General features: G+C 71.7%; 20 protein-coding genes. 9 read left to right on the plus strand and 11 right to left on the minus strand.

From position 1 onward, the window contains the following. The first annotated feature begins 197 nt into the window (after nucleotides 1-197). Nucleotides 198-3,104, plus strand: a complete 2,907-nt coding sequence (locus tag F4562_RS12885) for a M36 family metallopeptidase (protein ID WP_311733819.1) — start codon at nucleotides 198-200, stop codon at nucleotides 3,102-3,104. A 270-nt stretch (nucleotides 3,105-3,374) separates the two neighbouring features. Next, the gene (locus tag F4562_RS12890; protein WP_184538344.1) at nucleotides 3,375-5,843 is read left to right on the plus strand and encodes a hypothetical protein; all 2,469 of its coding nucleotides are present in this window, start codon (nucleotides 3,375-3,377) and stop codon (nucleotides 5,841-5,843) included. 193 nt (nucleotides 5,844-6,036) lie between these two features. Here F4562_RS12890 and F4562_RS12895 read toward each other — a convergent pair whose 3' ends face one another. Then, nucleotides 6,037-7,782, minus strand: coding sequence for a glycerol-3-phosphate dehydrogenase/oxidase (locus F4562_RS12895; protein ID WP_184538342.1), 1,746 nt, complete (start codon nucleotides 7,780-7,782; stop codon nucleotides 6,037-6,039). A 159-nt stretch (nucleotides 7,783-7,941) separates the two neighbouring features. Here F4562_RS12895 and nagA point away from each other — a divergent pair, with 159 nt between their 5' ends. Further along, nucleotides 7,942-9,078 carry an N-acetylglucosamine-6-phosphate deacetylase gene (gene nagA, locus F4562_RS12900; RefSeq protein WP_184538340.1) on the plus strand — a complete coding sequence of 379 codons (1,137 nt, stop codon included), beginning with the start codon at nucleotides 7,942-7,944 and terminating at the stop codon, nucleotides 9,076-9,078. Between the two features lie 451 nt (nucleotides 9,079-9,529). Continuing rightward, nucleotides 9,530-11,854, plus strand: coding sequence for a serine/threonine-protein kinase (locus F4562_RS12905; RefSeq protein ID WP_184538339.1), 2,325 nt, complete (start codon nucleotides 9,530-9,532; stop codon nucleotides 11,852-11,854). Nucleotides 11,855-11,974: 120 nt separating this feature from the next. Here the strand turns inward: F4562_RS12905 and F4562_RS12910 are convergent, their stop codons facing one another. Both F4562_RS12910 and guaB read right to left on the minus strand, forming a co-directional pair. Beyond that, nucleotides 11,975-13,090: a GuaB3 family IMP dehydrogenase-related protein gene (locus tag F4562_RS12910; RefSeq protein WP_184538337.1), complete on the minus strand. Its 1,116-nt coding sequence runs from the start codon at nucleotides 13,088-13,090 to the stop codon at nucleotides 11,975-11,977. Nucleotides 13,091-13,156: 66 nt separating this feature from the next. Then, entirely contained in the window at nucleotides 13,157-14,638 is a 1,482-nt protein-coding gene (gene guaB / locus F4562_RS12915) for an IMP dehydrogenase (RefSeq protein WP_184538336.1), read from the minus strand. A gap of 414 nt (nucleotides 14,639-15,052) precedes the next feature. On the opposite strand from guaB, the gene F4562_RS12920 reads away from it, so the two are divergent. Both F4562_RS12920 and F4562_RS12925 read left to right on the plus strand, forming a co-directional pair. Continuing rightward, entirely contained in the window at nucleotides 15,053-16,075 is a 1,023-nt protein-coding gene (locus tag F4562_RS12920) for a helix-turn-helix transcriptional regulator (RefSeq protein WP_184538334.1), read from the plus strand. A gap of 196 nt (nucleotides 16,076-16,271) precedes the next feature. Next, nucleotides 16,272-16,649, plus strand: a complete 378-nt coding sequence (locus F4562_RS12925; protein WP_184538332.1) for a DUF5319 family protein — start codon at nucleotides 16,272-16,274, stop codon at nucleotides 16,647-16,649. On the opposite strand, the gene F4562_RS12930 is transcribed toward F4562_RS12925, so the two are convergent. The 4 genes from F4562_RS12930 to groES all read right to left on the minus strand — a co-directional run bounded on the left by F4562_RS12930 (nucleotide 16,610) and on the right by groES (nucleotide 19,836). After that, nucleotides 16,610-16,759, minus strand: a complete 150-nt coding sequence (locus F4562_RS12930; protein ID WP_184538330.1) for a hypothetical protein — start codon at nucleotides 16,757-16,759, stop codon at nucleotides 16,610-16,612. The genes F4562_RS12925 and F4562_RS12930 overlap by 40 nt on opposite strands. Before the next feature lie 142 nt (nucleotides 16,760-16,901). Next, nucleotides 16,902-17,540 (minus strand): sigma-70 family RNA polymerase sigma factor, encoded by a 639-nt coding sequence (locus F4562_RS12935; RefSeq protein WP_184539540.1) that lies wholly within the window; start codon nucleotides 17,538-17,540, stop codon nucleotides 16,902-16,904. Nucleotides 17,541-17,807: 267 nt separating this feature from the next. Next, nucleotides 17,808-19,433 carry a chaperonin GroEL gene (gene groL / locus F4562_RS12940; protein WP_184538328.1) on the minus strand — a complete coding sequence of 542 codons (1,626 nt, stop codon included), beginning with the start codon at nucleotides 19,431-19,433 and terminating at the stop codon, nucleotides 17,808-17,810. A 91-nt stretch (nucleotides 19,434-19,524) separates the two neighbouring features. After that, nucleotides 19,525-19,836: a co-chaperone GroES gene (gene groES / locus F4562_RS12945; RefSeq protein WP_055482820.1), complete on the minus strand. Its 312-nt coding sequence runs from the start codon at nucleotides 19,834-19,836 to the stop codon at nucleotides 19,525-19,527. A gap of 340 nt (nucleotides 19,837-20,176) precedes the next feature. On the opposite strand from groES, the gene F4562_RS12950 reads away from it, so the two are divergent. Continuing rightward, a complete protein-coding gene (locus tag F4562_RS12950; protein ID WP_311733818.1) occupies nucleotides 20,177-20,815 on the plus strand; it encodes a Uma2 family endonuclease in 639 nt (212 codons plus the stop codon). A 19-nt stretch (nucleotides 20,816-20,834) separates the two neighbouring features. Next, entirely contained in the window at nucleotides 20,835-22,001 is a 1,167-nt protein-coding gene (locus F4562_RS12955; protein WP_184538325.1) for a class I SAM-dependent methyltransferase, read from the plus strand. A gap of 301 nt (nucleotides 22,002-22,302) precedes the next feature. On the opposite strand, the gene F4562_RS12960 is transcribed toward F4562_RS12955, so the two are convergent. Next, on the minus strand, nucleotides 22,303-22,791 hold the full coding sequence (locus F4562_RS12960; RefSeq protein WP_184538323.1) for a MarR family winged helix-turn-helix transcriptional regulator: 489 nt from the start codon (nucleotides 22,789-22,791) through the stop codon (nucleotides 22,303-22,305). A 113-nt stretch (nucleotides 22,792-22,904) separates the two neighbouring features. Here F4562_RS12960 and F4562_RS12965 point away from each other — a divergent pair, with 113 nt between their 5' ends. Further along, nucleotides 22,905-23,963 carry an alkene reductase gene (locus tag F4562_RS12965; RefSeq protein WP_184538321.1) on the plus strand — a complete coding sequence of 353 codons (1,059 nt, stop codon included), beginning with the start codon at nucleotides 22,905-22,907 and terminating at the stop codon, nucleotides 23,961-23,963. A 25-nt stretch (nucleotides 23,964-23,988) separates the two neighbouring features. Here F4562_RS12965 and tsaD read toward each other — a convergent pair whose 3' ends face one another. From tsaD to tsaB, 3 genes are read right to left on the minus strand one after another with little or no spacing between them, the layout of a single operon-like run. Continuing rightward, a complete protein-coding gene (gene tsaD, locus F4562_RS12970) occupies nucleotides 23,989-25,020 on the minus strand; it encodes a tRNA (adenosine(37)-N6)-threonylcarbamoyltransferase complex transferase subunit TsaD (protein WP_184538319.1) in 1,032 nt (343 codons plus the stop codon). Next, complete coding sequence (rimI, locus tag F4562_RS12975; protein WP_184538317.1) at nucleotides 25,013-25,468, minus strand: ribosomal protein S18-alanine N-acetyltransferase; 456 nt, start codon at nucleotides 25,466-25,468, stop codon at nucleotides 25,013-25,015. The genes tsaD and rimI overlap by 8 nt, the downstream gene beginning before the upstream one ends. After that, nucleotides 25,465-26,148, minus strand: coding sequence for a tRNA (adenosine(37)-N6)-threonylcarbamoyltransferase complex dimerization subunit type 1 TsaB (tsaB, locus tag F4562_RS12980; RefSeq protein ID WP_184538315.1), 684 nt, complete (start codon nucleotides 26,146-26,148; stop codon nucleotides 25,465-25,467). Before tsaB ends, rimI begins: the two co-directional genes overlap by 4 nt. Between the last annotated feature and the right edge of the window lie 25 nt (nucleotides 26,149-26,173).

The following is a 26,173-nucleotide window of genomic DNA, read 5'->3' on the forward strand; positions in this document are numbered from 1 at the left end:
CGGTCCGGAGCGACCCCGCCCCGGGCCGTGCCCTCCCCCGCACCCGCGGAGGGGGCGGCCCATGGGCGGCCATTACACCGACACAGCCCTCTTTACAAGATCTTGTCATGACACTTGAGCCGGTGTTACCTCTTGCGCATCACGCGTGATTTCCACGCGGTATGGCCGACGACGGCCGTCTCTGCGCAGGAGGCTTGGTGTCGCCCAAACCCTGGTTACGCATCACCGTCATCACCGCCGCCACCGCGGCGCTCGCACTCCCCCTCCCGGGAATCGCCCAGGGCGAGCCCGGCGGGCAGGCCCCCAAGATCCACGACTTCCAGGCGGAGGAAGGCGCCAAGCCCGACCTCGACAACCGGCGCGGCAGCGTCGCGCCGCCGGCGTCGTTCGCCCGGTCCGCCGGCGCCGCGACGGTCCGGTGGAACTCCCTCGGCACCCCCGCCGTCGTCACCGGCGCCGCCCCTCTCGCCGAGGGCCTGGGTGCCGACCCCGAGCAGGCGGCACGGGCCTACCTGAAGGCGAACGAGAACCTGTTCGGCCTCTCCGGCGAGGCCGTGGACGCACTGGAGAAGATCGCCGCCAACCCCGTCGGGGAGGGCCACGCCGTACTGCTCCGGCAGAAGTTCGGTGACCTGCCCGCGGGTGTGGACGGCCAGGTCGTGATCGGCGTGCGGGACGGCAAGGTCTTCCACGTGACCTCGACCCTGTCCCGCTCCTCCGAGGCGCCCCCCGCCGCCCGGATCACCGAGCAGCGGGCCCTGGAGATCGCCGCCGCGGACGGCGGCATCGACCTGGCCACGGCCAGGACCAAGCAGGTCACCGCCGTGGCGGTGCCCGCACCCGACGGGACGCACCGGGCCTTCCAGGTCGTCCTGATCGGCGGCGGTGACGGCCACGCCGCCGCCTACACCATCCACGTGGACGCGGTCAGCGGTGAGATCCTGACCCGCGAGAACCTGGTGGACCACCACTTCGACCCGGGCAACCCCAGCTGGGAGGCGTTCCCCGCCAACCCGCCGGCCGACTACTCCTCCACCGACACCCGCAAGACCTGGTGCCACAAGACCGGCCCGCGCTGCGACTACGTGGTCGGCGGCGACCCCGCCACGGGCAAGGCGTGGGACGTCGACCACGCCACGGACACCCCGACGAACACCAGCCTCGGCAACGCCGCCAGGACCTTCGAGAACCGCGCCAGTGAGGACCCGTACAGCGTCGGCACCCGCAGCAACGTGGCCACGCCCAGCCGGGACTACGCCTACCCGTGGACCAACAAGTGGCACACGGCCAAGTGCGACCCCGCCGTCTTCGACCAGCCGGGCGAGGCCGACCTCGAAGCCGCCATCGCCAACCTGCACGCCATGCACAACCGCATGCACGACTGGTCCTACCGGCTCGGCTTCACCGAGACCGCCTGGAACATGCAGAACGACAACGGTGAGCGCGGCGGCCTCGGCGGCGACCCCGAGCAGGGCAACGCCCAGGCGGGCGCCCGGGTGCCGAGCATCCGCGACAACGCCAACCAGATCACCGGCCCGGACGGGATCGCCCCCATCACCAACATGTACCTCTGGCAGCCGATCGCGGGCTCGTTCTACGCGCCTTGCGTGGACGGCGACTACGACATGTCGGTGATCGGCCACGAGTACACGCACGCGATCTCCGGCCGCATGATCGGCGGCCCGAACGCCGGATGGAGCGGTGCCCAGGCCGGCGCCATGAACGAGAGCACCTCCGACCTGTTCGCCATGGAGTACCTGGCGGAGTACGGCTTCCGCCCGGCGGGCGACACGCCGTACGTGACCGGCGGCTACGTCACCGGCGACAAGAAGGCGGGCATCCGCAACTACGACATGTCGGCCTCGCCGCTGAACTACAGCGACATCGCCTACGACCTCGTCGGCCAGCAGGTGCACGCCGACGGCGAGATCTGGTCGGCGACCCAGTACGACGTCCGCAAGGCGTTCGTCCAGCGGTACGGCAAGGGCACCGCGGCCAAGCAGAAGGCCTGCGCCGACGGCCAGACCCCGGTCGGGCAGTGCCCCGGCAACCGCCGCTGGGCACAGCTCTCCTTCGACGCGCTGCTGCTGATGGCCTCCGGCGCGGTCAGCTACGTCGACCACCGCGACGCGCTGCTCGCGGCCGACGCCATCCGCTTCGGCGGCGCGAACCAGGCGCTCATGTGGCGCGCGTTCGCCGAGCACGGCCTCGGCGCGGGCGCCGCGAGCAACGGCCCGAACGACCCCGACCCGGTGCCCAGCTTCGTCGACCCGTCCGGCAAGAACGGGAAACTCCAGCTCAAGCCGCTGGGTGACGCCAAGGGTGCGGCGCTCAAGCTGTACGTCGGCCGCTACGAGGGCCGCGCGGTGCCGGTGGCCGACACCGACCCGGCGACCGAGCTCGGCGACACCGTCGAGATGACCCCGGGCCTGTACGACTTCGTGGTCGTGGGCAACGGGTTCGGGCACACCCGGGTGAAGTTCGCCGTGCTGCCGGGTGTGAAGCTGCCGCTGCCGCTGCCGGTCGCGAAGAACCACGCCTCCGCAGCGTCGGGTGCGACGGCCACCGGTGACGGTGTCAACCACGCCAAGCTGATCGACGAGACCGAGGCCACGAACTGGGCCTCGCTCACCGGACCGGTCAAGGGCAGGTCCGTCACCGTCGACCTGGCCGGCACCGACCCGGTGAAGGTCCGCAGGGTCCAGGTCAGCGCCATGCTGCGGCCCAACGTGGGCGACCCGGCCGACCCCGGATCGCAGAACCGCTTCAGCGCGCTGCGCGCCTTCGAGGTCCTGGCCTGCGACTCCACCAAGAAGGACTGCTCGTCGCCCGACTCCTTCTCCGTCGTCTACACCAGCCCGGCCGACGCCTTCCAGACCCGCCTGCCGCGTCCCCGAGGGGCCGACCTGCTGATCGAGTCCTTCAAGATCCCGACCACCACGGCGACCCACCTGGCCCTGCGGGCCGTCTCCACCCAGTGCACCGGCAACCCGCTCTACGCCGGTGAGCAGGACGCCGACCCCAACTCCTCGACCGACTGCGCCACGGCGAGCCTCGCCAGGGACCAGCTGCGCGCCGCCGAGTTCCAGGCGTTCTCGCACTAGGTCACGTCCATCGCATCCCGGGCCGCCGCCCGGCCGCCGTACGGTGGCCGGGCGGCGGTCCCGTTTTCCCCGGCCCCGGGCGAGCCGCCCGACCGGAGCGACGGTCACGTTCGAATTTCTTTCGACTACACTCCGTGACAGGCGGGTCGCCCTCGTGGCCCGCACCTCGCGGGGGCGCTCCCGTTCTTCCCCGGGCCCGGCCCGCTCGTCCCGGGGCGGCCCACTCCGCCGGCCGTCCCCGCCCGAGTCTTCCGCAGGAGGGGGACCCTCGTGACCGTCGCGCCAGGCAGGCCGTCACCCCCCGGCCTCGCCGCCAGGGGCATCAGGCCGGTCGTCCCGTCCGGCGCCGCGAGGGGCCTGTGGCGTCTGCTGCCGTTCCCGGCCGCCGCCGCCCCGGCTGTCGGCGTCCTGTGCGCGTACGAGGTGAGCCCGCGTGACGTCGCGGTCTTCGGCGTCTTCGTCGCCCTCACCGTGACCCTGCCCGGTGCCCTGCTCTGGCGGGCCGCGCACCGGGGGCCGCGGCTGCTCGCCGAGGACCTCGCGGCGGGCACCGCGGTCGGTTACGCGATGCAGGTCCTCACCTACATCCCCGCGCGGGCGGCCGGCGCGCCGCTCCTGGTGCTCGTCCCGCCCGCCCTGACGCTCGCGGCCTTCACGGCCGTCCCGGCCCTGCGGCGCCACTGGCGCGCGCCGGCGCGCGACGGGGCCGCCCCCCTGTGGTGGTCGTGGTCCCTGACGGGCCTGTTCGGGATCGTGCTGGCCTGGAGCGGCGCCGGTTTCCTGCGCGCGCACGGGCTCTCCTGGCCCGGGGACGCCCGCCCCTTCGCCGACATGCCGTTCCAGCTCGCCCTGGCCGCCGAGCTCAAGCACCACCTCCCCCCGGCCGAACCCACCGTGCTGGGGATGCCGCTGCTGTACCACTGGTTCGTCTACCCGCACCTGGCGGCGTCGAGCTGGGTGACCGGGATCGAGCTGGAGATCATCGTCCACCGGCTGGCCGTGCCGCCCATGGCGGGGGTGCTCGTCGTGCTCGTCGCGGTGACCGCGCGCCGGTTGACCGGCCTGTGGTGGACGGGGCCGGTGGCGGCGGGGATCTCCTTCCTCGTCGTCGCCCCGAACCCGCTGGCGTGGAGCACCGGGCTGGTCCCGTCCGGTGCCCTGCTCGACGGGACTCTCTGGGTCAGCCCCACCCAGACGTTCGGCGCGGTGACGTCCTGCCTGGCGGTCCTGGTCCTGGTCGGCCTGCTGCGCGGCGGAGGCGGCCGGGCGGAGTGGGTGCTGCTGCTCGTGGCGCTGGCCGTCACGATGGGCGCCAAGTCGACGTACCTGCCCTTGATCGCCGCCGGTCTGGCCACCGTGGTCGCCGCGCACCTGGTGTTCCTGCGCCGCCTGCACCGGCCCGCCGTGCTCGCCCTGGGCCTCACGGCGGCGTGCGCGCTCTTCGCCCAGCTGGTGCTCTTCGGCGGGGCACGCCTCGGGATGGCGCCGGAGCCGCTGGCCTCCGCCACCAAGGCACTGGTCGCGGGGCGGGTCGTCCCCGCCTGGACCGACCCCTCCCCGGCGCTCTCGATCACCATGGGAGTGATCATGCTCGTGTCCTGGGCGTGCGTGTGGTCCGGCGTCCTCGGCCTGGCGGCCCGCGTCCCCACCGCGGGCGGGAAGGCGGAAGAGGCCGGCGGGGGGCCGGCGGCCGGCGTTCGCGCCACCGCGGACCGGACGCCGGAAGGGCCCGGCGGGAGCGGTCCGCCGGGGCCGCCGCGTCCGGCCGTGCCGCAGGCGCCGGTCCTCATGGTGCTGGGCATGGGCGCCGCCGCCCTCCCCGCCGTGTTGCTCTTCGGCCACCCCGGCGGCAGCGAGTACTTCTTCCTGCAGGCCGCCCGGCCCTTCCTCTCCCTGGCCGCCGCCTGCGGCCTGGCGACGCTCCTCACCGCCGCACGGCCCGCCGCGCGGACGCGGTGGTGGCTGGCGGGGGCCGTCTGCGCCGGGGCCGCGCTCGCCGCCGCGGTCCGCGTCGCGGGCGGCGTCCTGGGAGATCTCGCGGGCGGGGCGGCGGTCGAGCCGCTCGCCGTCGGCCGCGACCCCGGCGCCCGGTTCACCCACCTCGTCGTCCCGTACCTGGCCCTGGCCTGCGCCGTGGTCCTGTGCGCGGCCGGTGTGACGGTGGCCTGCCGCAGGCTCGGGGCGCCACGCGGCCTGCCCATGGCGCTGGTGATCGCTCTCGTGACCGGTCTCGGGCTGGTGACGGCTCCCGAGCGCGCACTGCTCGCCTACGAGATGTGGCCGCTCGCCGGCCCCGCCGGGTCCGTCCCCAGGGGGGCACGGGAGGCGGGACGGTGGCTGCGGGACCACTCGCGTCCCGATGACGTCGTCGCGACCAACGCGCACTGCGCCGTACCCGGCACGGCCCGCTGCGACAACCGGCACTTCTGGGTGTCCGGCCTGTCCGAACGGCGGGTGCTCGTCGAAGGCTGGGGCTACAGCGCGGGAGCCCATGCCCGCGTCGGGGACGTCACCACCCACGCGATCACCTCGTTGCCGTTCTGGGACCGGCGGCGGCTGGCCGACAACGACGCGGTGTTCCGCGTCCCCACCGCGGCCGGGGTGCGGCGGCTGCGGGAACGGTACGGGGTCCGCTGGCTGTTCGTCGACACCCGGTACGGGCGTCCGTCACCGCCGCTCGACGGGTTCGCCGTCTTCCGGTACCGCTCGGGTGTCTGCGCCGTCTACGAGATCCGCTGACCTCCGGGACCGGGTGGCCCGGTCCGGCTCGCCCCGGGCCGCCCCCGGGCCGGTTCAGCCCGGCCCGGGGGTGGCCCGGCCCGGTTCAGCCCTGGTTCAACTCGGTTCGGTTCAGGCCGGTTCAGCCCGGTTCAGCCTGGTCCGGTGCGGGAGGATCACCGCGGGGCCGGCGCGGATCCCCGGCCCGGACGGGTCACGCCGGTCGGGCGGCCTCGGGGCTCGCCACCGGGACGATCTCCGGTGCGCCGAGCCGGATCGCGTCGGCTTCCTGGTCGGTGTCCTGCTCCTGGGAGAGGCGCTCGGCCTCGACCCGCTTGGTGTAGTACTCCACCTCACGCTTGACCTGGTCGTCGTCCCACTCCAGCGGCCCGGCGAGCAGCCCGGCCGCCTCCTCCACCACGCCCAGCCCGCGGTGGAAGGTCTCGATCGAGATGTGCGTGCGCCGGGTCAGCACGTCGTTGACGTGCCGCGCGCCTTCGTGGGTGGCCGCGTAGACGACCTCGGCCCGCAGGTAGTCGTCCGCCCCGGCCAGCGGCTTGGCCAGCGACGGGTCCTCCTCGATCAGCGCCAGCACCTCGTCGATCATGGAGCCGTACCGCTGCAGCAGGTGCTCGATCCTGGCCACGTGCAGGCCGGAGGACTGTGCCAGCCGCTGCCGGGAGTTCCACAGCGCCTGGTACCCCTCGGCGCCGACCAGCGGGATCCGGTCGGTGCAGGACGGCGGCACCCGCTGATCCAGGCCGTGCGCCACCGCGTCGACCGCGTCGCGCGCCATGACCCGGTACGTCGTGTACTTGCCGCCGGCCACCATGACCAGCCCCGGGACGGGGTGGGCCACCACGTGCTCGCGGGAGAGCTTGGACGTCTCCTCCGACTCCCCGGACAGCAGCGGGCGGAGCCCCGCGTAGACGCCCTCCACGTCCTCGCGGGTGAGCGGCACCGACAGCACCGCGTTGACGTGGTCGAGAACGTAGTCGATGTCCGAGCGGGACGCCGCCGGGTGGGCCCGGTCCAGGTCCCACCGGGTGTCAGTGGTCCCGATGATCCAGTGACGGCCCCACGGGATGACGAACAGCACCGACTTCTCGGTGCGCAGGATGATGCCGGTCAGGGAGTGGATCCGGTCGCGCGGCACCACCAGGTGGACGCCCTTGGAGGCGCGCACGTGGATCTGCCCACGCCCGCCGACCAGCGCCTGGATGTCGTCGGTCCACACGCCCGTGGCGTTGACCACCTGCCGGGCCCGCACGTCGAACTCGCCGCCCGTCTCCAGGTCGCACGCCTTGACCCCGGTGACCCGCTCGCCCTCACGCAGGAAACCCACCACCTGCGCCCGCGAGGCGACGTACGCCCCGTACGCCGCGGCGGTCCGTAGCGTGGTCATCACATAGCGGGCGTCGTCGACCTGCGCGTCCCAGTACTGCACCGCGCCGGAGAACGCCTTGCGCCGCAACGCGGGGGCCAGGCGCAGCGCTCTGGTACGCGACAGGTGCCGGTGGCCGGGCACGCCCCGGGTGAACCCGAAGGAGAAGCCCAGCGAGTCGTACATCATCAGGCCCGCGCCGACGTAGGGCCGCTCCCAGCCCGGATGCGTCAGCGGGAACAGGAACGGCACCGGCCGGACCAGATGCGGGGCGATGCGCTGTAACAGCAGCGCGCGCTCCTGGAGCGCCTCCCTGACCAGGTCGAAGTTGAGCTGCTCCAGGTAGCGCAGCCCCCCGTGGATGAGCTTGGACGACCTGGACGAGGTGCCCGAGGCGAAGTCCCGGGCCTCCAGCAGCCCGACGGTCAGCCCGCGGGTCGCCGCGTCGAGCGCCACCCCCGCGCCGACGACCCCGCCACCGATGACGACCACGTCGAGCTCCTCGGAGCCCATCTGTGCCAGTGCGGCGGACCGCTCGGCGGGGCCGAGCCGCGCGCTGCCCATTCGCGCCCTCATGCTGTATCCCCCTGGGGTACGGCTGTGCGTTCTGCGTTTCTACCCGACGGTAGCCACCCCAAAAGCCTATTCATCTGACATTTGATCATCCAGGATGATCCGACCGGCGGAACCGGTCACCCGTGACGGCCCGGCCGACGGAACCGGGAGGATGGTCCCATGAGCATCACACTCGCCGACGCCCGCGTCGTGACCCCCGAAGGTGTGCACGAAGGCTGGCTCACCATAGAAGACGGCCGCATCACCCACATCGGTCAGGGTGCGGCCCCCGGCTCCGGTCACAGTCTCGGCGGCGGGTACGTCGTGCCGGGCTTCGTCGACATCCACAACCACGGCGGGGCGGGCGGTTCCTTCCCGACGGGCGACCCCGAGCAGGCGGTCCGGGCCGCCGACCTGCACCTGCGGCACGGCAGCACCACCATCATGGCCAGCCTCGTCACCGCCTCCCCGGACGACCTGGCCGGGGCCGCCGCCGCGCTCGCCGACCTGTGCGACGACGGCCTGCTGGCCGGGATCCACTTCGAGGGCCCCTACATCTCCACCGCCCGCTGCGGCGCGCACGACCCTGCGCTGCTGCGCGACCCCTCCCCCGCGGAGCTCGGCGGGCTGCTCAAGGCGGGACGCGGTCATGTGCGGATGCTCACCATCGCCCCCGAGCTGCCCGGCGCGCTGGACACCATCCGGGAGGCCGTCGCGAACGGTGTGATCGCCGCTCTCGGGCACAGCGACGCGACCTACGAGCAGACGATCGCCGGGATCGACGCCGGTGCCCGCGTGGCGACCCACCTCTACAACGCCATGCCGCCGCTGCACCACCGCGACCCGGGCCCGATCGCCGCCCTGCTCCAGGACGAGCGCGTCACGGTCGAGCTGATCAACGACGGCGTGCACCTGCACCCGGCCATGACGCGGCTGGCCTTCACCGCCGCGGGCCCCGCCCGCACCGCGCTGGTCACCGACGCGATGGCGGCGGCGGGCATGGGTGACGGCGTCTACGGGCTCGGCCCGATGACGGTGAACGTCGTGGACGGGGTGGCCCGGCTGGCCGAGGGTGGCAGCATCGCGGGCAGCACGCTGACCATGGACGCGGCCTTCCGGCGCGCCGTCCGGGAGGCGGCCCTGTCACCGGCCGAGGCGGCCGAGATCACCTCGCTGACCCCGGCGCGGGTGCTCGGCCTCGACGACCGCCTGGGTTCCGTGGCGATCGGCAAGCAGGCCGACCTGGTGGTGCTCACCGACGAGTTCGAGGTCGCCGGCGTCATGAGGCGCGGTTCCTGGGCCGTCGAACCGCGCTGAACCGGGCCGTGCGGCCGAACCGGATCGTACGGGGGGACGGCCGCCCCGGGCGGTACACCGGGTGATGGCACGTCAGGCGGCGGCATCCCGGCATGGACGGTCCGGGCCCGGAGAGGGCCGCCGCCGGTCGGGACGGCCGGGGGTGGAGCGGGGTCGGTCCACAGGGGCAGGGCCATGTCCAACGGATGCCGACCAGGCCCGGCTCCAGCGCCCGGATCCACACCCGCCCCGATCGCGGCCCCGGTCGCCGCGCTCCCGGCGGGTGCCTTCTGGTGATCTCCAAGTGAGGCGCAAGTGCGTCCTGCGATGCTGAGCGCGCGGCGCTGCGATCTCAGGAGACTTCGGAGACTTCGCCCATGAACCGGTCCTTCGAGGCCGATACGGATAAAGGCCGATACGGATAACGGTGACATACCCGCGCTGTTCCCCGGCCGTTAGGGAGGATGTCATCATGCCGGACCGTGCGCCTCTGCGGCCCGAGGACCCCGAGCACGTGCGGGAGTACCGGCTCACCGCCCGCCTCGGCGAGGGCGGCCAGGGAACGGTCTACCTCGGCGAGTCCCCCACCGGAGCCCGCGTCGCGGTCAAGCTGCTACGCGCCGACCTCACCCAGGACGCCGAGGCCATGGAACGCTTCGTCCGCGAGGTCAGCACCACCCGGCGGGTCTCCCCGTTCTGCACCGCCGCCGTGCTCGACACCGGCGTCGACCACCACCGCCCCTACATCGTCAGCGAGTACATCGATGGACCCACCCTGCAGGAGGTCGTCACCACCGAAGGCCCGCGCGAGGGCGCCGTCCTGCACCGCCTGGCCATCGGCACCGTCACCGCGCTGGTGGCCATCCACCAGGCCGAGATCGTGCACCGCGACTTCAAACCCTCCAACGTGCTGCTGGCGCCCGACGGCCCCCGCGTGATCGACTTCGGCATCGCCAAGGCCCTGGACCGCACCTCCACCCTGACCGGCACCGCGATCGGCACCCCCGCCTACATGACCCCCGAGCAATTGGAGGGGAAGAACGCCGGATCGCCGGCCGACATGTTCGCCTGGGGCTGCACCATGGTGTTCGCCGCCACCGGGGCACCGCCGTTCGGCACCGACAGCCTGGCCGCCATCTTCAACCGGATCATGAACCTGACCCCGGACCTGTCGGCCATCACCGACCCGGCGCTGCGCGAACTGGTCGGGCACTGCCTGGCCAAGGACCCCACCCAGCGGCCCACCGCGAGCGAGGCGCTGATGCGGCTGCTCGGCCACGCCACCGGGGCGAGCGGCATGACCGGTGAGGCGAGCACCGGTTCGGCGCTGCCGGCCGCGCCGCAGGGCATCCTCGCCCAGGGGTCGGCTGTGGCGGCCCAGCACACCGGTCCCGGTCCCAACGGATACCCGCCCGGCACCCTGCCCGGCGCCGCGTTCCTCTCCCCGCCCGCGAGGGTCGAGGACCGCACCTGGTACGGCAGCGGGTCCACCGGCGGACAGCCGTACCCGGCCGAGCAGCACCGCCACCCTCAGCAGAACCCGCCGCCCCAGCAGGCGTACCACCAGGCCGGACCCGGACCCGGACCCGGACCTCAGCAGGCGTACCACCAGACCCACAGCGGCGCTCCGACCTTCCCCTCCCACCCGGCTGCGCCGTACCAGGGGGCGGTCGCTGCGGCATACCCGCCGCAAGGCGCCGCACCGGCCAAGAGCCGGCGCGGACTGTGGGCGGCCGTCGGCGGCTTCGCCACCGTGGTCCTCGTGGCCGGCGGCATCGTCGCGGTGGTGAACAACGGCTCGTCCGACACGCCGGCGACCCCCCGGGCCGACAGAACCGGACAAGCGACCGGCCGGTCCACCCCCGGCCCCACCCCGGCCCCGGTGCCCACGGCGGACCAGGAGATCAAGCTCCCCGACAGCTCCATCACGATCCACGAGAGCTACGAGGACCCGATCAAGCTGACCTCCTACACCCTGGCGAGAGGGGACGACTACAGCCTCTACATCCGCGAGACCAACACCCGCCAGTTCGTCAAGAACAACACCTACCGGGACTACGTGCTGAACTCCTCGGGCACCCAGGCCCTCGCCACGAATCGTGACTACGACTCGAACAACGAGGAGTACATCTCGATCGTCGACGTCAGGACCGGCGGGGCCAGCGCCGTGAGGATCACCAAGTCGCCGTTCTACGCGACCTCCCCGCAGTGGTCGCCGGACGGTACCAAGGGCATGTTCAACCTGTACGAGACGGACGAGGAACCCGACATCGCCCCGCAGCTCTACGGTTACGCGATCGTCGACATCGCCACGAAGAAGGCGACGGTCGTCCCGGTGAAGGGCATCGGGATATGGCCCTTCTTCTGGCGAGCCGACAGCCGGGCGATCGGTGCCTGGTTGAGCGACGTCGACACCAAGAAATACCTTCGCTTCTACGACCTGCAGGGCACCCCGCTGCAGACCCTGCGGGATGTGGGCGAACCGATCTGGATCGATGGGGAGAGCGTCAGTCCGTCCGGCGCGCTGATGATCACATCCTGCCCGGAGACCAACGAGATCTGCCTCCGGTCCACCACCGCCACAGCCGGTGGAGAGCCGAAGGTCCGGATCCCCTTCTGGACCGAACGGATCATCTGCTGGTACGACGACCGGCACATCGTCGCCTGGCAGCAGGGGGACTCCGGCCAGGAGGCCGTGGTGATCGACTTCAAGGGCAGGGTGAAGCGGGTCCTCGCCACCAACACCGAGAGCGAGGACACCACGCAGCAGGCCATGTCCTTCACCAGGACCGGCTGAACGGACGAGCACCACATCCTGGTTCGAGGTGGTCACCGACCGCCGACGTGCCGGAGACGACGAACGCCCGGCCGATTCGGCCGGGCGTTCGCGATCTCTTGGTGAGGCGCGGGCGGGGTGTCAGGACTGCGGGGCCACGACGACCTCGACCCGCTGGAACTCCTTCAGGTCGGAGTATCCGGCGGTGGCCATCGTCCGCTTGAGCGCACCCATCAGGTTCATCGAGCCGTCCGCCACCGAGGACGGGCCGTGCAGGATCTGCTCAAGCGTGCCGACCGTGCCGAAATGCACCCGCTTGCCGCGCGGCAGCTCGGGGTGCTGCGCCTCCGAGCCCCAGTGGAAGCCGTGTCCGGGCGCCTCGGTGGCGCGGGCCAGCGGGGAACCGACCATGACCGCGTCGGCGCCGCAGGCGATGGCCTTGGCGATGTCACCGGAGGTGCCCATGCCGCCGTCGGCGATGACGTGCACGTAGCGTCCGCCGGACTCGTCCATGTAGTCGCGCCGGGCGGCGGCCACGTCGGAGATGGCGGTGGCCATCGGCACCGCCACGCCCAGCACCGTACGGGTGGTGTGCGAGGCTCCGCCGCCGAAGCCGACGAGCACCCCGGCCGCGCCGGTCCGCATCAGGTGCAGCGCCGCGGTGTAGGTGGCGCAGCCTCCGACGATCACCGGGACGTCGAGCTCGTAGATGAACTGCTTGAGGTTGAGCGGTTCGGCCCGCCCGGAGACGTGCTCGGCGGAGACGGTGGTGCCGCGGATGACGAAGATGTCGACCCCGGCGTCGATCACGGCCTTGTGGTGCTGGATCGTGCGCTGCGGCGAGAGGCGGACGGCCGTGGTCACCCCGGCGGCCCGGATCTCCTCGATGCGGCGGCCGATCAGCTCGTCCTTGATCGGGGCGTCGTAGATCTCCTGGAGCCGCTTCGTGGCGGCCTCGCCGGTGAGCCCGGCGACCTCCTCCAGCAGCGGCGTCGGGTCGTCGTAGCGGGTCCACAGCCCTTCGAGGTCGAGCACGGCGAGCCCGCCGAGCCTGCCGACCTCGATCGCGGTCTTCGGTGAGACCACGCTGTCCATGGGGCTCACCACCACGGGCAGGTCGAAGCGGTAGGCGTCGATCTGCCAGGCGATCGAGACCTCCTCCGGGTCGCGGGTGCGACGGGAGGGGACGATGCCGATCTCGTCGAGCGCGTAGGCACGACGGCCGTTCTTGCCGCGGCCGATCTCCACCTGAGTCATATGTCTATACTTCCCGTTTCGTGCGTGTACGGCCCGCGCCACGGAGGCGGAGCCGTACGGTGCCTGCTAGCGACGGTGGTAGTTGGGAGCCTCGACCGTCATCTGGATGTCGTGCGGGTGGCTCTCCTTCAGGCCCGCCGCCGTGATGGGCATCAGTTCGCACCGGACGTGCATGTCGTCGATCGTGCGGCACCCGGAGTACCACATGCCCTGACGCAGGCCGCCGACGAGCTGGTGGGCCACCGCGGCGACCGGACCGCGGTACGGCACCTGGCCCTCGATGCCCTCGGGGATGAACTTGTCGTCACCGCCGACGTCGGCCTGCGCGTAGCGGTCCTTACTGAAGGAGGCGCCGCCGCGCTCGCGGTTGCGGACCGCGCCCAGCGAGCCCATCCCACGGTAGGACTTGAACTGCTTGCCGTTGATGAAGATCAGCTCACCCGGCGACTCCTCGCATCCGGCGAGCAGGGAGCCGAGCATGACCGCGTTGGCGCCGGCCGCGATGGCCTTGACGATGTCACCCGAGTACTGCAGGCCGCCGTCGCCGATCAGGGGGACCCCGGCCGGGCCCGCGGCCAGGGACGCCTCGTGGATGGCCGTCACCTGCGGGGCTCCGACACCGGCGACCACGCGGGTGGTGCAGATCGAGCCCGGCCCCACACCGACCTTGACCGCGTCGGCCCCGGCGTCGATGAGCATCTGGGCGCCCGCGCGGGTGGCGATGTTGCCGCCGATCACGTCGACCCGGCTGTTGGCCTTGATCTTGGCGACCATGTCGGCGAGACCCTTGGAATGGCCGTGCGCGACGTCGACCACGATCACGTCGACCCCGGCCTCGATCAGCGCCGACGCCCGCTTGTCCGCGTCGCCGCCGACGCCGACGGCCGCCCCCACGACGAGCCGGCCGTCGGCGTCCTTGGTGGCGAGCGGATACTGCTCGCTCTTGGTGAAGTCCTTGACCGTGATCAGGCCCCGCAGCCGCCCCCCGGCGTCGACCAGCGGGAGCTTCTCGATCTTGTTCTTCCGCAGCAGGTCGAACGCGTCGTCCCTGGAGACCCCGACCGGCGCGGTGACCAGCGGCATCGACGTCATGACATCGCGCACCCGGCGGCCGTGGTCGGTCTCGAAACGCATGTCGCGGTTGGTGACGATGCCGACGAGCACGCCGTCCGCGTCGGTGACCGGGACCCCGGAGATGCGGTACGTGGCGCACAGGCGCTCGACCTCGGCCAGGGTGTCGTCCGGGGAGCAGGTGACCGGGTTGGTGACCATGCCGGCCTCGGAGCGCTTGACGAGGTCGGCCTGCTGGGCCTGGTCCTCGATCGAGAGGTTGCGGTGCAGGATGCCGATGCCGCCCTGACGGGCCATCGCCACCGCCATGCGGGCCTCGGTCACCGTGTCCATGGCCGCGGAGATCAACGGGATGCGCAACGTGATGTTGCGCGACAGCCGCGTGGTGGTGTCCGCCTCGCCCGGCTGCAGGTCCGAGTACGCGGGAACCAGGAGCACGTCGTCGAACGTGAGCCCGGGTTCGGTGAATCTGGCCATCTGCAACCCTCCTGCTGCGGCGCTCTCATGGCGGGGAAAGGCGCCGACCCCCGGGTCACAGTTTAGAGTCTGGCTCCCGGATCGGAGGACGCGGGGGAAGACGGAGGGCCGAGCGGTCGGTGACCCGCTCGGCCCTCCGGACCACCGGCGACCCGCGAGACGTCTGTCCACGCCACCGGGCCCCCCTCCGCACCCGGGTGGCGACGCGCCTCGCAGCTGGTGCCGACGCCGGGTAAAGCGTGCGTCACGGCGCGACCGTCCGCAATGGGGAAAGGTGCAGCTGCACGAAGCTGCACGGGACGGCGGCCGGGTGGGGTGACGCACGGACGGCGAGCGAGTGGGGCAACGCCCGGACACGGAGGGGACGCCGGGCTATCCTCGCCAGACCCGTGTCGTCTCAGGAGCCCCTCACTGATGCGTACTGACACACCCCCGCCGCACGACCCGCTGGAGACCCTGGGTCTCACCCCCGCCCAGACAGCGCTCTACAACGCGGTGCTGCGCCTGCACAGAGCCACCTGCGCGGAGCTCGCCGAGGCCACCGACCGCTCACCGGAACCGCTCGGCCGTGAGCTGGCCGCCCTGGTCAGGCTGGGCGTGGTCGACGAACAGGGCGGTGAGTATCTGGCCCGCCACCCCGCCGCCGCCCTCGGCCGCCTGATCGCCGACCGGCTCGACCGGCTGGCCGCGGAGAGCCGCAGGATCGACACCGTCCTCGGGTCGATCCGCAGCCTCATCCACCAGTACGACGCCGGGCTCGACCACCAGAGCGGCGACTTCGCGGTGGACCTGGTCAGCGGGGCCGACGAGCTGTACGAGAGCGTGATCGGCATGGCGGTGCAGGCGCCGCCGCTGGAGCTGCTGTACACCGTCCCGGACAAGCGGACGATGAGCGACTTCGCCCACCGGTACGCCGACCAGTGGATCGGGGCCCAGCGGGCCGGCCTGCTCTCCTGCCGGGTCGTCGTCGCGGTCCGCACGCTGGAGATCCCCGGCGTGCGCGACAAGCTCGACCGGTTCTCCCTGGCGGGGGCGGAGATCCGCACCCTCGGCACGGTGCCGAGCTGGTTCCTGGTCGCGGGCTCCGGCGCCGCGGGCATGCCCGCCCAGTGGGGCGGCACGCTGCCGGAGAACGCCTACCACTTCCACCTGGTCCGGGCCGTCATCGTGGTGGCCGCGCTCCGTTCCCTCTTCGAGGAGCTGTGGGCCCGCGCGGCCCCGCTGCCGTGGACGCACCGCGACGACGGCGTGGTGCGGGTTCTCCGGCTGGCCGGGCAGGGGATGCCCGATGAGATGATCGCCCGCCAGCTCGGGATCTCGGTCCGGACGGTGCGCGCTCGGTTCGCCGACGCCATGGCCGAGCTGGGCGTGCAGACCCGGTTCCAGGCGGGCGTGGAGGCGGCCCGGCGTGGCTGGCTCTCCCGGGACGCGCCGTGACCGGCCGGCTCTTCCGAAGCGGTCACCGTGACCGGCTCGCACGGGGCTCCGCGTCCGGCTTCCCGGGACGAGGGCCACGCTCCGGCTCGCACGGGACTCCGCGTCCGGCTTCCCCGGCATCGGCCCGCACCGCGCCGGCTGTCGCAGTCGTCCGGTTCGAGGGTTGTCCGTAACATCCAGGCCATAAGGTGGGATTGTGCTCGACGATGTCCCTCGCGACCCCTTCGCGGACGACCCCGACGACCCGGCGGCGGCGCTGGGAGACTCCAGCGATCTGGAGCCGCTGACCTCGGACGAGCGTGACGAGGCCATGACCGACCTCGCCGACGTGGAGGTCTTCCGCTCGCTGCTGGAGCCCCAGGGAGTGCTCGGTCTGGTTCTCGACTGCCCCGAGTGCGGCGAACAGCACTACTTCGACTGGGACCTGCTGCGCGGCAACCTGCGCCAGATGATCGAGAAGGGCCGGCCGCAGGTGCACGAGCCCGCCTACCAGCCCGATCCCTCCCAGTACGTCAGCTGGGAGTACGCCCGGGGCTACGTCGACGGCGTGATCGACACCGAGGAACACCGCTGATCCACGTCGTCGGCCAGCGCCGACAGCAGGCGGACCGCGGGGTCGCCGGAGGCGGTCGTCAGGGGCGCCCTGCGGGAGAGCGCCTCCAGGACGGCATCGGTCTCGGCCACGGCCGGATCCTCTTCCGGTCCGTACCGGCGCACCGGACGTCGCGGGTGAACCGTTGTCATGATCTTCATCGCTCCGGATCGTCGCGGGCCCCGCTCCGCGGTCAGAACCTGCGCCCGCGTCGGTCGCCCGACCGCCCCGCGGTCAGGCTATCGACTCCAGCTCCGCCATCGCCCGCAGCCGGGCCAGCGCCCGGTGCTGGGCCACGCGAACCGCGCCTGGTGACATGCCCAGTACATTACCGGTCTCCTCGGCGGAAAGGCCCGACACCACTCTGAGCAGGAGCAGCTCGCGCTGGTTGTCCGGCAGCCTGGAGAGCAGCCTGCGGGCGTGCTCAGCCTCGATGTAGCGCACCACGGTCTCCTCGGGGCCCGGACCCTCGTCGGGCCCGTCGGGAAGGTCCTGGGTGGGCACGGCGGAGCGCACGGAGCTGCGCAGGGCGTCGGCCACCTTGTGCGAGGCGATGCCGAAGACGAAGGACGCGAAGGGGCGTCCCATGTCGCGGTAGCGGGGCAGCGCGGACAGCACCGCGATGCACACTTCCTGGGCCACGTCGTCCGCGATGTGATACTGACCGGACACCCGGCCGAGACGACCACGGCAATAACGGACGACCATCGGCCGCAGTTGCGCGATCAGAGATTCGATCGCGCTGCGATCCCCCTGAACGGCGAGGCTCGTCAGATCCTTGAGATCATCCCTATGGGCGACCCCTTCAGATCTCGTCGCAAGCCTCACCCCATTTTTGGCGTCGGCGACGCATCCCTCGGTCACGTTAGGCATGATGCCCGCCCTGATAGTGCCTGTCGTCATAGCAAACGGCTACGGATTGGTCACATTGAGGCGGAGATAACTCCCGGTAATCACCTGATGACTGTGACGACTACGGCATGTGTAAATATTTCATTCGATCGCTAAATACGTCGCCTATTCGTTAGAACGGCGTTTGACCGTCGCGTGCCGGGAGACGCGCCGCGGCCGCTCCGGTTCACCGCGAAACGCGAACGGCTCGCGTCCCGGGAGACGCGAGCCGTGCTTGGAAGCGGGGGATCAGTGGCCGTGGCCGTGACCGTGGCCGTGACCGCCGGCGGCGGCCGGGGCCTCCTCCTCGGGCTTGTCCACCACGAGCGCCTCGGTCGTCAGCAGCATGCCGGCGATGGAGGCGGCGTTCTGGACGGCCGAGCGGGTGACCTTGACCGGGTCGATGACACCCTGGGCGACCAGGTCGCCGTACTCGCCGGTCGCGGCGTTGAGGCCGTGGCCGACGGACAGCTCCGCGACCTTGGAGGTCACGACGTAGCCTTCGAGGCCGGCGTTCTCCGCGATCCAGCGGGCCGGCTCGACGAGCGCCCTGCGCACCACGGACACACCGGTCGCCTCGTCGCCGGACAGACCCAGGTCGTCGAGGACCTTGGAGACGTGGACGAGCGCGGAGCCGCCGCCGGAGACGATGCCCTCCTCGATCGCCGCACGGGTCGCCGAGATCGCGTCCTCCAGGCGGTGCTTCTTCTCCTTGAGCTCGACCTCGGTGGCCGCGCCGACCTTCAGCACGCAGACACCGCCGGAGAGCTTGGCCAGGCGCTCCTGGAGCTTCTCGCGGTCCCAGTCGGAGTCGGACTGCTCGATCGCGAGCTTGATCTCCTTGACCCGGTCGGCGATCGCCTGGGCGTCGCCGGCGCCGTCGACCACGGTGGTGGAGTCCTTGGTGATGACGACACGGCGGGCGGTGCCCAGCACCTCCAGGCCGACGTGCTCCAGCTTGAGGCCGACCTCCTCGCTGACGACCTGGCCGCCGGTGAGGATGGCGATGTCCTGCAGCATGGCCTTGCGGCGGTCACCGAAGCCCGGCGCCTTGACGGCGACGGAGGTGAAGGTGCCGCGGATCTTGTTGGTGACCAGGACCGCGAGGGCCTCGCCCTCGACGTCCTCGGCGATGACCAGCAGCGGCTTCTTGGTCTGCGCGACCTTCTCCAGCAGCGGCAGGAAGTCCGCCACGGAGGAGACCTTGCTCTGGTTGATCAGGATGTAGGGGTCCTCCAGGACCGCCTCCATGCGCTCCTGGTCGGTCACCATGTAGGGCGACAGGTAGCCCTTGTCGAACTGGAGACCCTCGGTGAACTCCAGCTCCAGGCCCATGCTGTTGGACTCTTCGACGGTGATCACACCGTCCTTGCCCACCTTGTCGAACGCCTCGGCGATCAGCTCACCGATCTTGACGTCCTGGGCCGAGATGGTCGCGACGTGCGCGATCTCCTTCTTGTCCTCGACCGGGCGGGCCGACTCGATCAGCTTGTCGCTGACGGCCTTGGCCGCGAGGTCGATGCCACGCTTGAGCGAGAGCGGCTGGGCACCGGCGGCGACATTGCGCAGGCCCTCACGGACCATCGCCTGGGCCAGGACGGTCGCCGTGGTGGTGCCGTCACCGGCGATGTCGTTGGTCTTGGTCGCGACTTCCTTGGCCAGCTGGGCGCCGAGGTTCTCGTACCGCCCCTCCAGCTCGACCTCACGGGCGATGGTGACACCGTCGTTGGTGATGGTCGGCGCGCCGAACTTCTTGTCGATGACGACGTTGCGGCCCCGCGGGCCGAGCGTCACCTTGACGGCGTCGGCGAGGGCGTTGACGCCGCGCTCGAGGGCTCGGCGCGCGTCCTCCTCGAACGCCAGGATCTTCGCCATGACAATCCTCCCTGTAAGTACGTCAGCGCATCAAAGCCCCGGGCGCTCGCGCGGCCCGGGGCTCGATACGTCATCTTCGGTGAAGCGAGAACTACTTCTCGATGATGGCGAGCACGTCACGGGCGGAGAGCACGAGGTACTCCTCGCCGCCGTACTTCACCTCGGTGCCGCCGTACTTGCTGTAGAGGACGACATCGCCCTCCTTGACGTCGAGCGGGATGCGCTTCTCGCCGTCCTCGTCCCAGTTGCCCGGACCCACCGCGAGGACCTTGCCCTCCTGGGGCTTCTCCTTGGCGGTGTCCGGGATGACCAGGCCGGAGGCGGTGGTCTGCTCGGCCTCAAGCGGCTGGACCACGATACGGTCGCCGAGCGGCTTAACGGGAACCTTGGTGGCGGTCGTCACGTCGGACCTCCCCTTCAGATTTGAATGATCTAGAAGAGGCGACCAGCGGTCTGCCGTCGCGGGTGTCAGACCTGACCTCGTCGCATGGATTGGCACTCTCACGGGGAGAGTGCCAATACGGAACAGTATGCAAGGTGGCCTTGACAGTCAACACGAGCCACCCCTTCTGCGCTTCAGGCGAACGTCAAACCCTGCCCAAACCATCCACATCGCCAGGTGAAACACCGGGTGCGCATCTCACGGAACGGGGAACGTACGCATGGGACGGGCAATCGGACGGCGACGGGAATGTGACCGGATGACCACTCATGGCGAACGCGGCGACGCTACGGTGAGCGATGTGACCAGCACGCTCAGCGAGAACACCGGTGCCCGCGACGTGGTCCGCGACCCGCTCGCGAACTGGCCCCTGCCTCCCCCCGGAGGCTGGACGGCCGACGACCTCGACCGCCTGCCCATCGACGGCCCCAACGGCGAGCTGGATCTGTTCAAGCACGTCGAACTCGTCGATGGAGCCCTCATCCTCATGTCCCCCCAGAGACGTTTCCACGAGTACCTCCTGTACGGCCTGCGGACCGCCCTCAACGAACAGGCGCCCGGCGACCTCAAGGCGGTCATGCAGATGGACGTCACGCTCGGGCCGAGACAGCGCCCGTGCCCGGATGTGGTGGTGGTCGGCAGCGAGATCGCCAAGGACCGGTCCCGCACCTCCTACACTCCGGACGAGGTCCATCTGGTGGTCGAGGTCGTCTCACCGGAGTCCGAGTTCCGCGACCGCGAGGTGAAGCCCAGACGCTACGCCGAGGCCGGCATCCGGCATTTCTGGCTCGTGGAGAACAGCGACGACGAACCGGTCGTCCACGTCTACCGGCTCGATCCCGTCACCCGCTCCTATGTCCCCACCGGCGTCCACAGCGGCCGTCTCAGGGTCACCGCCCCGTTCCCCGTCGACGTCGACCTCGCCGAGTTGCCCGACTGAGGCGGTAGCGTCGGGTGGCGTGGACCTCGACGCGTTCCGGGAACTGCTGACCCCGCTCGGCCAGGAGGCGCTGGACGCCGCGGCACAGGTGGCCGGGGACGACCCGGTCTCGGCGGTGACGCGGCTGCGCAGACGCTACGACGCCGGGCTGGTCTCGGCGGCGCTGACCCAGGCCGGGCTCAGGCTGCGCGCGCGGGAGAAGTTCGGCGCGGACGCCGACCTGATGTACTTCACCCCCGCGGGGCTGGAGCAGGCCACCCGCCGCGAGGTCGCCGACCACCGGGCACGACGCATCCCCGCGGGCTCGCGGGTCGCCGACGTCTGCTGCGGCATCGGCGGGGACCTGCTGGCCCTGGCCAGGGCCGGGTGCGTCGTGGAGGCCGTCGACGCCGACCCCCTCACCGCCGCGGTCGCCTGGGCCAACGCCGAGGCCCTGGGGTTCGGCGACCGGGTCTCGGTTCGCGCGGCGGACGCCTCGGCACTCGACCCCTCGGCCTTCGACGTGCTGTTCGCCGACCCCGCCCGCCGCACGGCGCGCGGCCGGACCTTCGACCCGGCGGCCTACTCCCCGCCCTGGCCGGACGTGCTGGAGATGGTGGCCAAGGCGGAGGCGGCCTGCCTGAAGGTCGCCCCCGGCATCCCGTACGAGTTCCTGCCCGAGGGGACGGAGGCGGAGTGGGTCTCCTACCGGGGCGACGTCAAGGAGGCCGTCATCTGGTGCGGCGCGCTGGCGGGCGGGGTGGGACGCCGGGCCACGATGCTCCCGTCCGGCGCCACGATGACGCCCGACCCGGGGCTCGGCGCGGCGCCGACCGGCCCGGTCGGCCGGTTCGTCTACGAGCCGGACGGCGCGGCGATCCGGGCCCATCTGGTCGCGGAGGTCGCCGCCGCGGTCGGCGGGCGCCTGCTCGACCCGCACATCGCCTACATCACCGCCGACACCGCGACCCCGACCCCGTGGGCGTCGCGGTACGAGGTGCACGAGACGCTGCCGTTCTCGTTGAAGCGGTTGCGGGCGGCGCTCCGCGAACGGGGGGTGGGCAATGTGACGATCAAGAAACGGGGTTCGGCGGTCGACGTCGAGCGTCTCAGAAAGGATCTACGGCTCTCCGGCCGTGAATCCGCGGTGGTCATTCTGACCCGGATCGGGGAAAGGCCGTTCGCCTTCGTCTGCGGTCCGTGCTGACCAGCCTAAATGGACGATTGCCGCAATTCATATGTAATTCCCACCCTTTACCTTCGGTTCCGGGAAATCCCGATCGGACGGCCGGGGTCGCCGGACGGGAGTTCTCCTCTCCGCGGTTTTCCGCTTTCATCGGTGAACCGGGTCGATCCCGCCACGCGGCCGGCCGTCGGTGGGCGGAGGAGTCCCCGGTGGATCTCTCCGGCCCCACCCCGCTCCGGCCGGACGACCCGGCGGCCTCCGGCCGGACGCGCGACCTCCTCGTCCGCGCCGGCGTCCGCCGGCCCGCCGCCCCGCGCGCGCTCTAGGGGGCGGCCTCCCGGCACAGGTTGCCCCTGACCACGCCCAGCAGCGAAGACAGCACCGCGGTCTGCTCGTGGGTGAGCCCCCGGGTGGTCCGGCGGTTGGCCTCCGCGAGGATCCGGTTCACCGCGGGACGGAGGGCGTCGCCCGCCGGGGTCGTGCTCACGATGCTGATCCGCCGGTTGGCGGGGCTGGGCGTGCGGCTGACGAAACCGCTGCGTTCCAGGCGCTGCAGGCTCTTGGTCATCGTCGACATGTCGATGCCGAGCATCCTGGCCAGGGCGTTCTGCGTCTGGGGGCCGTGCTCCCACAGCGAGGTCATCACCCGTTCCTGGCCCGGGTAGAGGTCGATCTCCGCCAGCAGGCCGGCGAGAAGCACGCGGTAACCGCGGGTCGCCTGGGCCATCAGGCAGTTGAGGCTGAGTTCGTCGCCTCCCCCGTCACAACTCGCGACCGGGCCGGCACCTTCGTCGATCAGCGGCTCCACCATGTCAGATCCTCCTGTCCTCCCCCGAGACTACCGCTTGCATATTGGCCGACCAAGTTGTAGAACTACTCATTGGCTGGCCAAGTTGGTCGGCCAACAAAGGGAAGGAACCAGTCATGCCGTTCTCGACGTACAAGCTCGGTGACCTCCGGCTGCCCAACCGGATCGTCATGGCCCCCATGACGCGCTCACGCGCCTACGTGGACGGGATCCCCTCCTCGCTGACCGCGCTCTACTACGCCCAGCGGGCTTCAGCCGGTCTCATCGTCACCGAGGGCGTCCAGCCCAGCCAGGCCGGCAAGGGCTACATGGACACGCCGGGCCTGCACACCGACGAGCAGGTGGCGGGCTGGCGCGTGGTCACCGACGCCGTCCACGCGGCGGGCGGCAGGATCTTCGCCCAGGTCATGCACGCCGGGCGGATCGGCCACCCCGCCAACACCGGCGCGCTGCCCGTCGGCCCGTCGGCCGTACAGGCCGCCGGACAGATCTTCACCCCCGAGGGCATGCAGGACCTTCCCGAGCCGCTGGAGCTGTCCACCGCCGAGATCGAGACGACGGTGCAGGACTTCGCGGACGCCGCCGCCCGCGCCATCGAGGCGGGCTTCGACGGAGTCGAGCTGCACGGCGCCAACGGCTACCTCGTCCACCAGTTCCTGTCGCAGAACGCCAACCTGCGCGACGACCGCTACGGCGGGTCGGTGGAGAACCGGATCCGCTTCGCCGTGGAGATCGCCCGCGCGGTCGTGGACCGGATCGGCGCGGAGCGGGTCGGCATCCGGCTCTCCCCCGGCAACGGTGCCCAGGACCTGGTCGAGGACGACATGCACGAGGTCTACCCGGCACTGGTCTCGGCGCTCGCCGATCTCGGCCTGACCTACCTGCACCTGGTGGCGAGCCCGTCCGACGATCTCAACCGGGAGATCCGCAAGTCGTGGCCGACCACCCTGATCGTGAACGACCCCTCGATCGCCGACCCGGCGGCGCGGCTCGCGCACTGGCTGGAGCGGGACGCCGACCTGGTCGCGCTGGGCACGGCGTTCCTGGCCAACCCGGACCTGCCGGTGCGCCTGCTCCTCGGCGCCGAACTCGGCCAGCCCGACTTCGCCACCGCCTTCGGCGGCGACCACCGCGGCTACACCGACTACCCGACGCTGGCCGTGCACACCGCGTGACCCCGGCGCCCGGCCGCCCGGCCGGTCAGACGTGCACGGTGGTGATCGGCAGCGACGAGTCGGCGGGAATGTCCAGCCGCGACGGCACGACCCCCGCCGACACCAGGTCCGAGCCCAGCGCGGCCACCATGGCCCCGTTGTCGGTGCACAGGCCCGGGCTGGGCACGCGCAGCCGGACGCCGGCCGCGTCGCAGCGCTCCTGGGCCATGGCCCGCAGGCGGGAGTTGGCCGCCACCCCGCCGCCGATCAGCAGGTCGTCGACGCCGTACTTCGCGCACGCCTGCAGAGCCTTGCGGGTCAGCACGTCGACGACGGCCTCCTGGAACGACGCCGCCACGTCGGGCACGTGGATCGCCCCGCCCGACCGCTGCCGGGCCTCCACCCACCGGGCCACGGCGGTCTTCAGGCCGGAGAAGGAGAAGTCGAGCGTCCCGTCGTCGTACTTGCCGCGGGGGAACGCCACGGCGGTGCCGGAACCCTCCCGGGCCACCCGGTCGATGTGCGGCCCGCCGGGGAACGGCAGGCCGAGGACGCGGGCCACCTTGTCGAACGCCTCACCCGCCGCGTCGTCCACCGTGGACCCCAGCGAGACGACCTCCTCGGCCACGTCCGGCACGAGCAGCAGCGAGGAGTGACCACCGGAGACCAGCATGGCGATGCACGGCTTGGGCAGGGCACCGTGTTCGAGCTGGTCGACGGCGACGTGGGCGGCCAGGTGGTTCACCCCGTAGAGGGGCACGCCCAGGCCCAGGGCGTACGCCTTGGCCGCGGCGACGCCGACCAGCAACGCCCCCGACAGCCCCGGCCCGGCGGTCACCGCGATCGCGTCGACGTCGGTGAGACGCATGCCGGCCCGCTCCAGGGCCCGCTCCACCGTCGGGGTCATGGCCTCCAGGTGTGCCCGGGAGGCGACCTCGGGAACCACCCCGCCGAACCGGGCGTGCTGCTCGACGCTGGAGGCGATGGTGTTGGCCAGCAGGGTGTGCCCTCGGACGATGCCCACGCCCGTCTCGTCGCACGAGGTCTCGATGCCGAGGACCACGGGTTCGTCACGCATGGAGATCCTTCTTCATCATGATCGCGTCGGTGCCGTCTTCGTAGTAGCGGCGGCGGACGCCGATCCGCTCGAACCCGAACCTGTCGTACACCGCCTGCGCGCCGGGGTTGTCGGCGCGCACCTCCAGGAAGACCGAGACCGCACCGCGCCGCGCGGCCTCGGTGAGGAGGTCGGTGAGCATGGCGCCGCCGATCCCGGCCCGCCGCCGGGAGGACAGGACGGCGATCGTCTGCACGTCGGCCTGGTCGCCCGCCGCCGCGAGACCGGCGTAGCCGACGATCTCGCCGTCGACCAGGGCCACCACGTAGTGACGGGTTCTCGGCTGGTCCGCCAGCTCGCCGCGGAGCATGCCCTCGCTCCACGCGTCGGAGGGAAAGGTCTCGCGCTCGATCTCCATCACCGCGGGCAGGTCGTCCACGGTCATCTGTCGCAGCACGGCACCGCTCATGCGGACACCTTCTTGGGTGCCCCCGGCACCTGGGCGTCGGGGCGGCGCAGGTAGATCGGGCGGGGCAGGCTCAGCACGGGGTGCGTGCCGTTCTCCACGACCTCCCGGACGTCCGGCGCGCCGAGCTGCTCGGCGGCCAGCGCCGCCAGCGCCCCGGCGTACGGATACTCACCGGCGTCGAGCAGGCGGGAGGCGCCGAGGACCTCGGCGTACATCCGGGCGCCCGCGCCGACCAGGGGGAGCTCCCCCGGCAGGTCGTGCGGCCGGTCGACCGCGGGACCGGACAGACGGGTGCGCATGTCCTGGTAGTGCCCCCAGAACACCTCCTTGCGCCGGGCGTCGGTGGCCACCAGGAACGGCTCCGCCAGCCCGCTGCCGTAGGCGAGCGCGTCGAGCGTGCACACCCCGTACGCCGGGACGCCCAGCGAGGTCGCGAGGGCCTGGGCGGTGACCAGGCCGACCCGCAGCCCCGTGTAGGGGCCGGGGCCCGCTCCGGCGACGACGGCCGTGACGTCGCCGAGCGACGCCCCGGCCTCGCGCAGGACCGTCTCGATCGTGGGAACCAGCAGCTCACCGTGGCGGCGCGCGTCTATCGTCGTCGACTCGGCGAGGACCCTCGCACCGTCGTGCAACGCTGCGGTGACGGCGGGGGTCGCGGTGTCAAAGGCCAGGACCAGCACGAACAGTTAGCCTAGTCCGTCCCGC

This window comes from Streptosporangium becharense (assembly GCF_014204985.1).
Taxonomy (GTDB): Bacteria; Actinomycetota; Actinomycetes; order Streptosporangiales; family Streptosporangiaceae; genus Streptosporangium; species Streptosporangium becharense.

Excerpts from the sequence above, each read along its gene's own strand:
- F4562_RS12910 (WP_184538337.1), bottom strand. The coding sequence starts at position 13,090 with ATGACTCAGGTGGAGATCGGCCGCGGCAAGAACGGCCGTCGTGCCTAC.
- F4562_RS12960 (WP_184538323.1), bottom strand. The coding sequence starts at position 22,791 with ATGGTGGAGCCGCTGATCGACGAAGGTGCCGGCCCGGTCGCGAGTTGT.
- F4562_RS12895 (WP_184538342.1), bottom strand. The coding sequence starts at position 7,782 with ATGAGGGCGCGAATGGGCAGCGCGCGGCTCGGCCCCGCCGAGCGGTCC.
- guaB (WP_184538336.1), bottom strand. The coding sequence starts at position 14,638 with ATGGCCAGATTCACCGAACCCGGGCTCACGTTCGACGACGTGCTCCTG.
- tsaD (WP_184538319.1), bottom strand. The coding sequence starts at position 25,020 with ATGCGTGACGAACCCGTGGTCCTCGGCATCGAGACCTCGTGCGACGAG.
- F4562_RS12920 (WP_184538334.1), top strand. The coding sequence starts at position 15,053 with ATGCGTACTGACACACCCCCGCCGCACGACCCGCTGGAGACCCTGGGT.
- nagA (WP_184538340.1), top strand. The coding sequence starts at position 7,942 with ATGAGCATCACACTCGCCGACGCCCGCGTCGTGACCCCCGAAGGTGTG.
- rimI (WP_184538317.1), bottom strand. The coding sequence starts at position 25,468 with ATGAGCGGTGCCGTGCTGCGACAGATGACCGTGGACGACCTGCCCGCG.
- F4562_RS12905 (WP_184538339.1), top strand. The coding sequence starts at position 9,530 with ATGCCGGACCGTGCGCCTCTGCGGCCCGAGGACCCCGAGCACGTGCGG.
- F4562_RS12935 (WP_184539540.1), bottom strand. The coding sequence starts at position 17,540 with ATGCCTAACGTGACCGAGGGATGCGTCGCCGACGCCAAAAATGGGGTG.
- F4562_RS12965 (WP_184538321.1), top strand. The coding sequence starts at position 22,905 with ATGCCGTTCTCGACGTACAAGCTCGGTGACCTCCGGCTGCCCAACCGG.
- groL (WP_184538328.1), bottom strand. The coding sequence starts at position 19,433 with ATGGCGAAGATCCTGGCGTTCGAGGAGGACGCGCGCCGAGCCCTCGAG.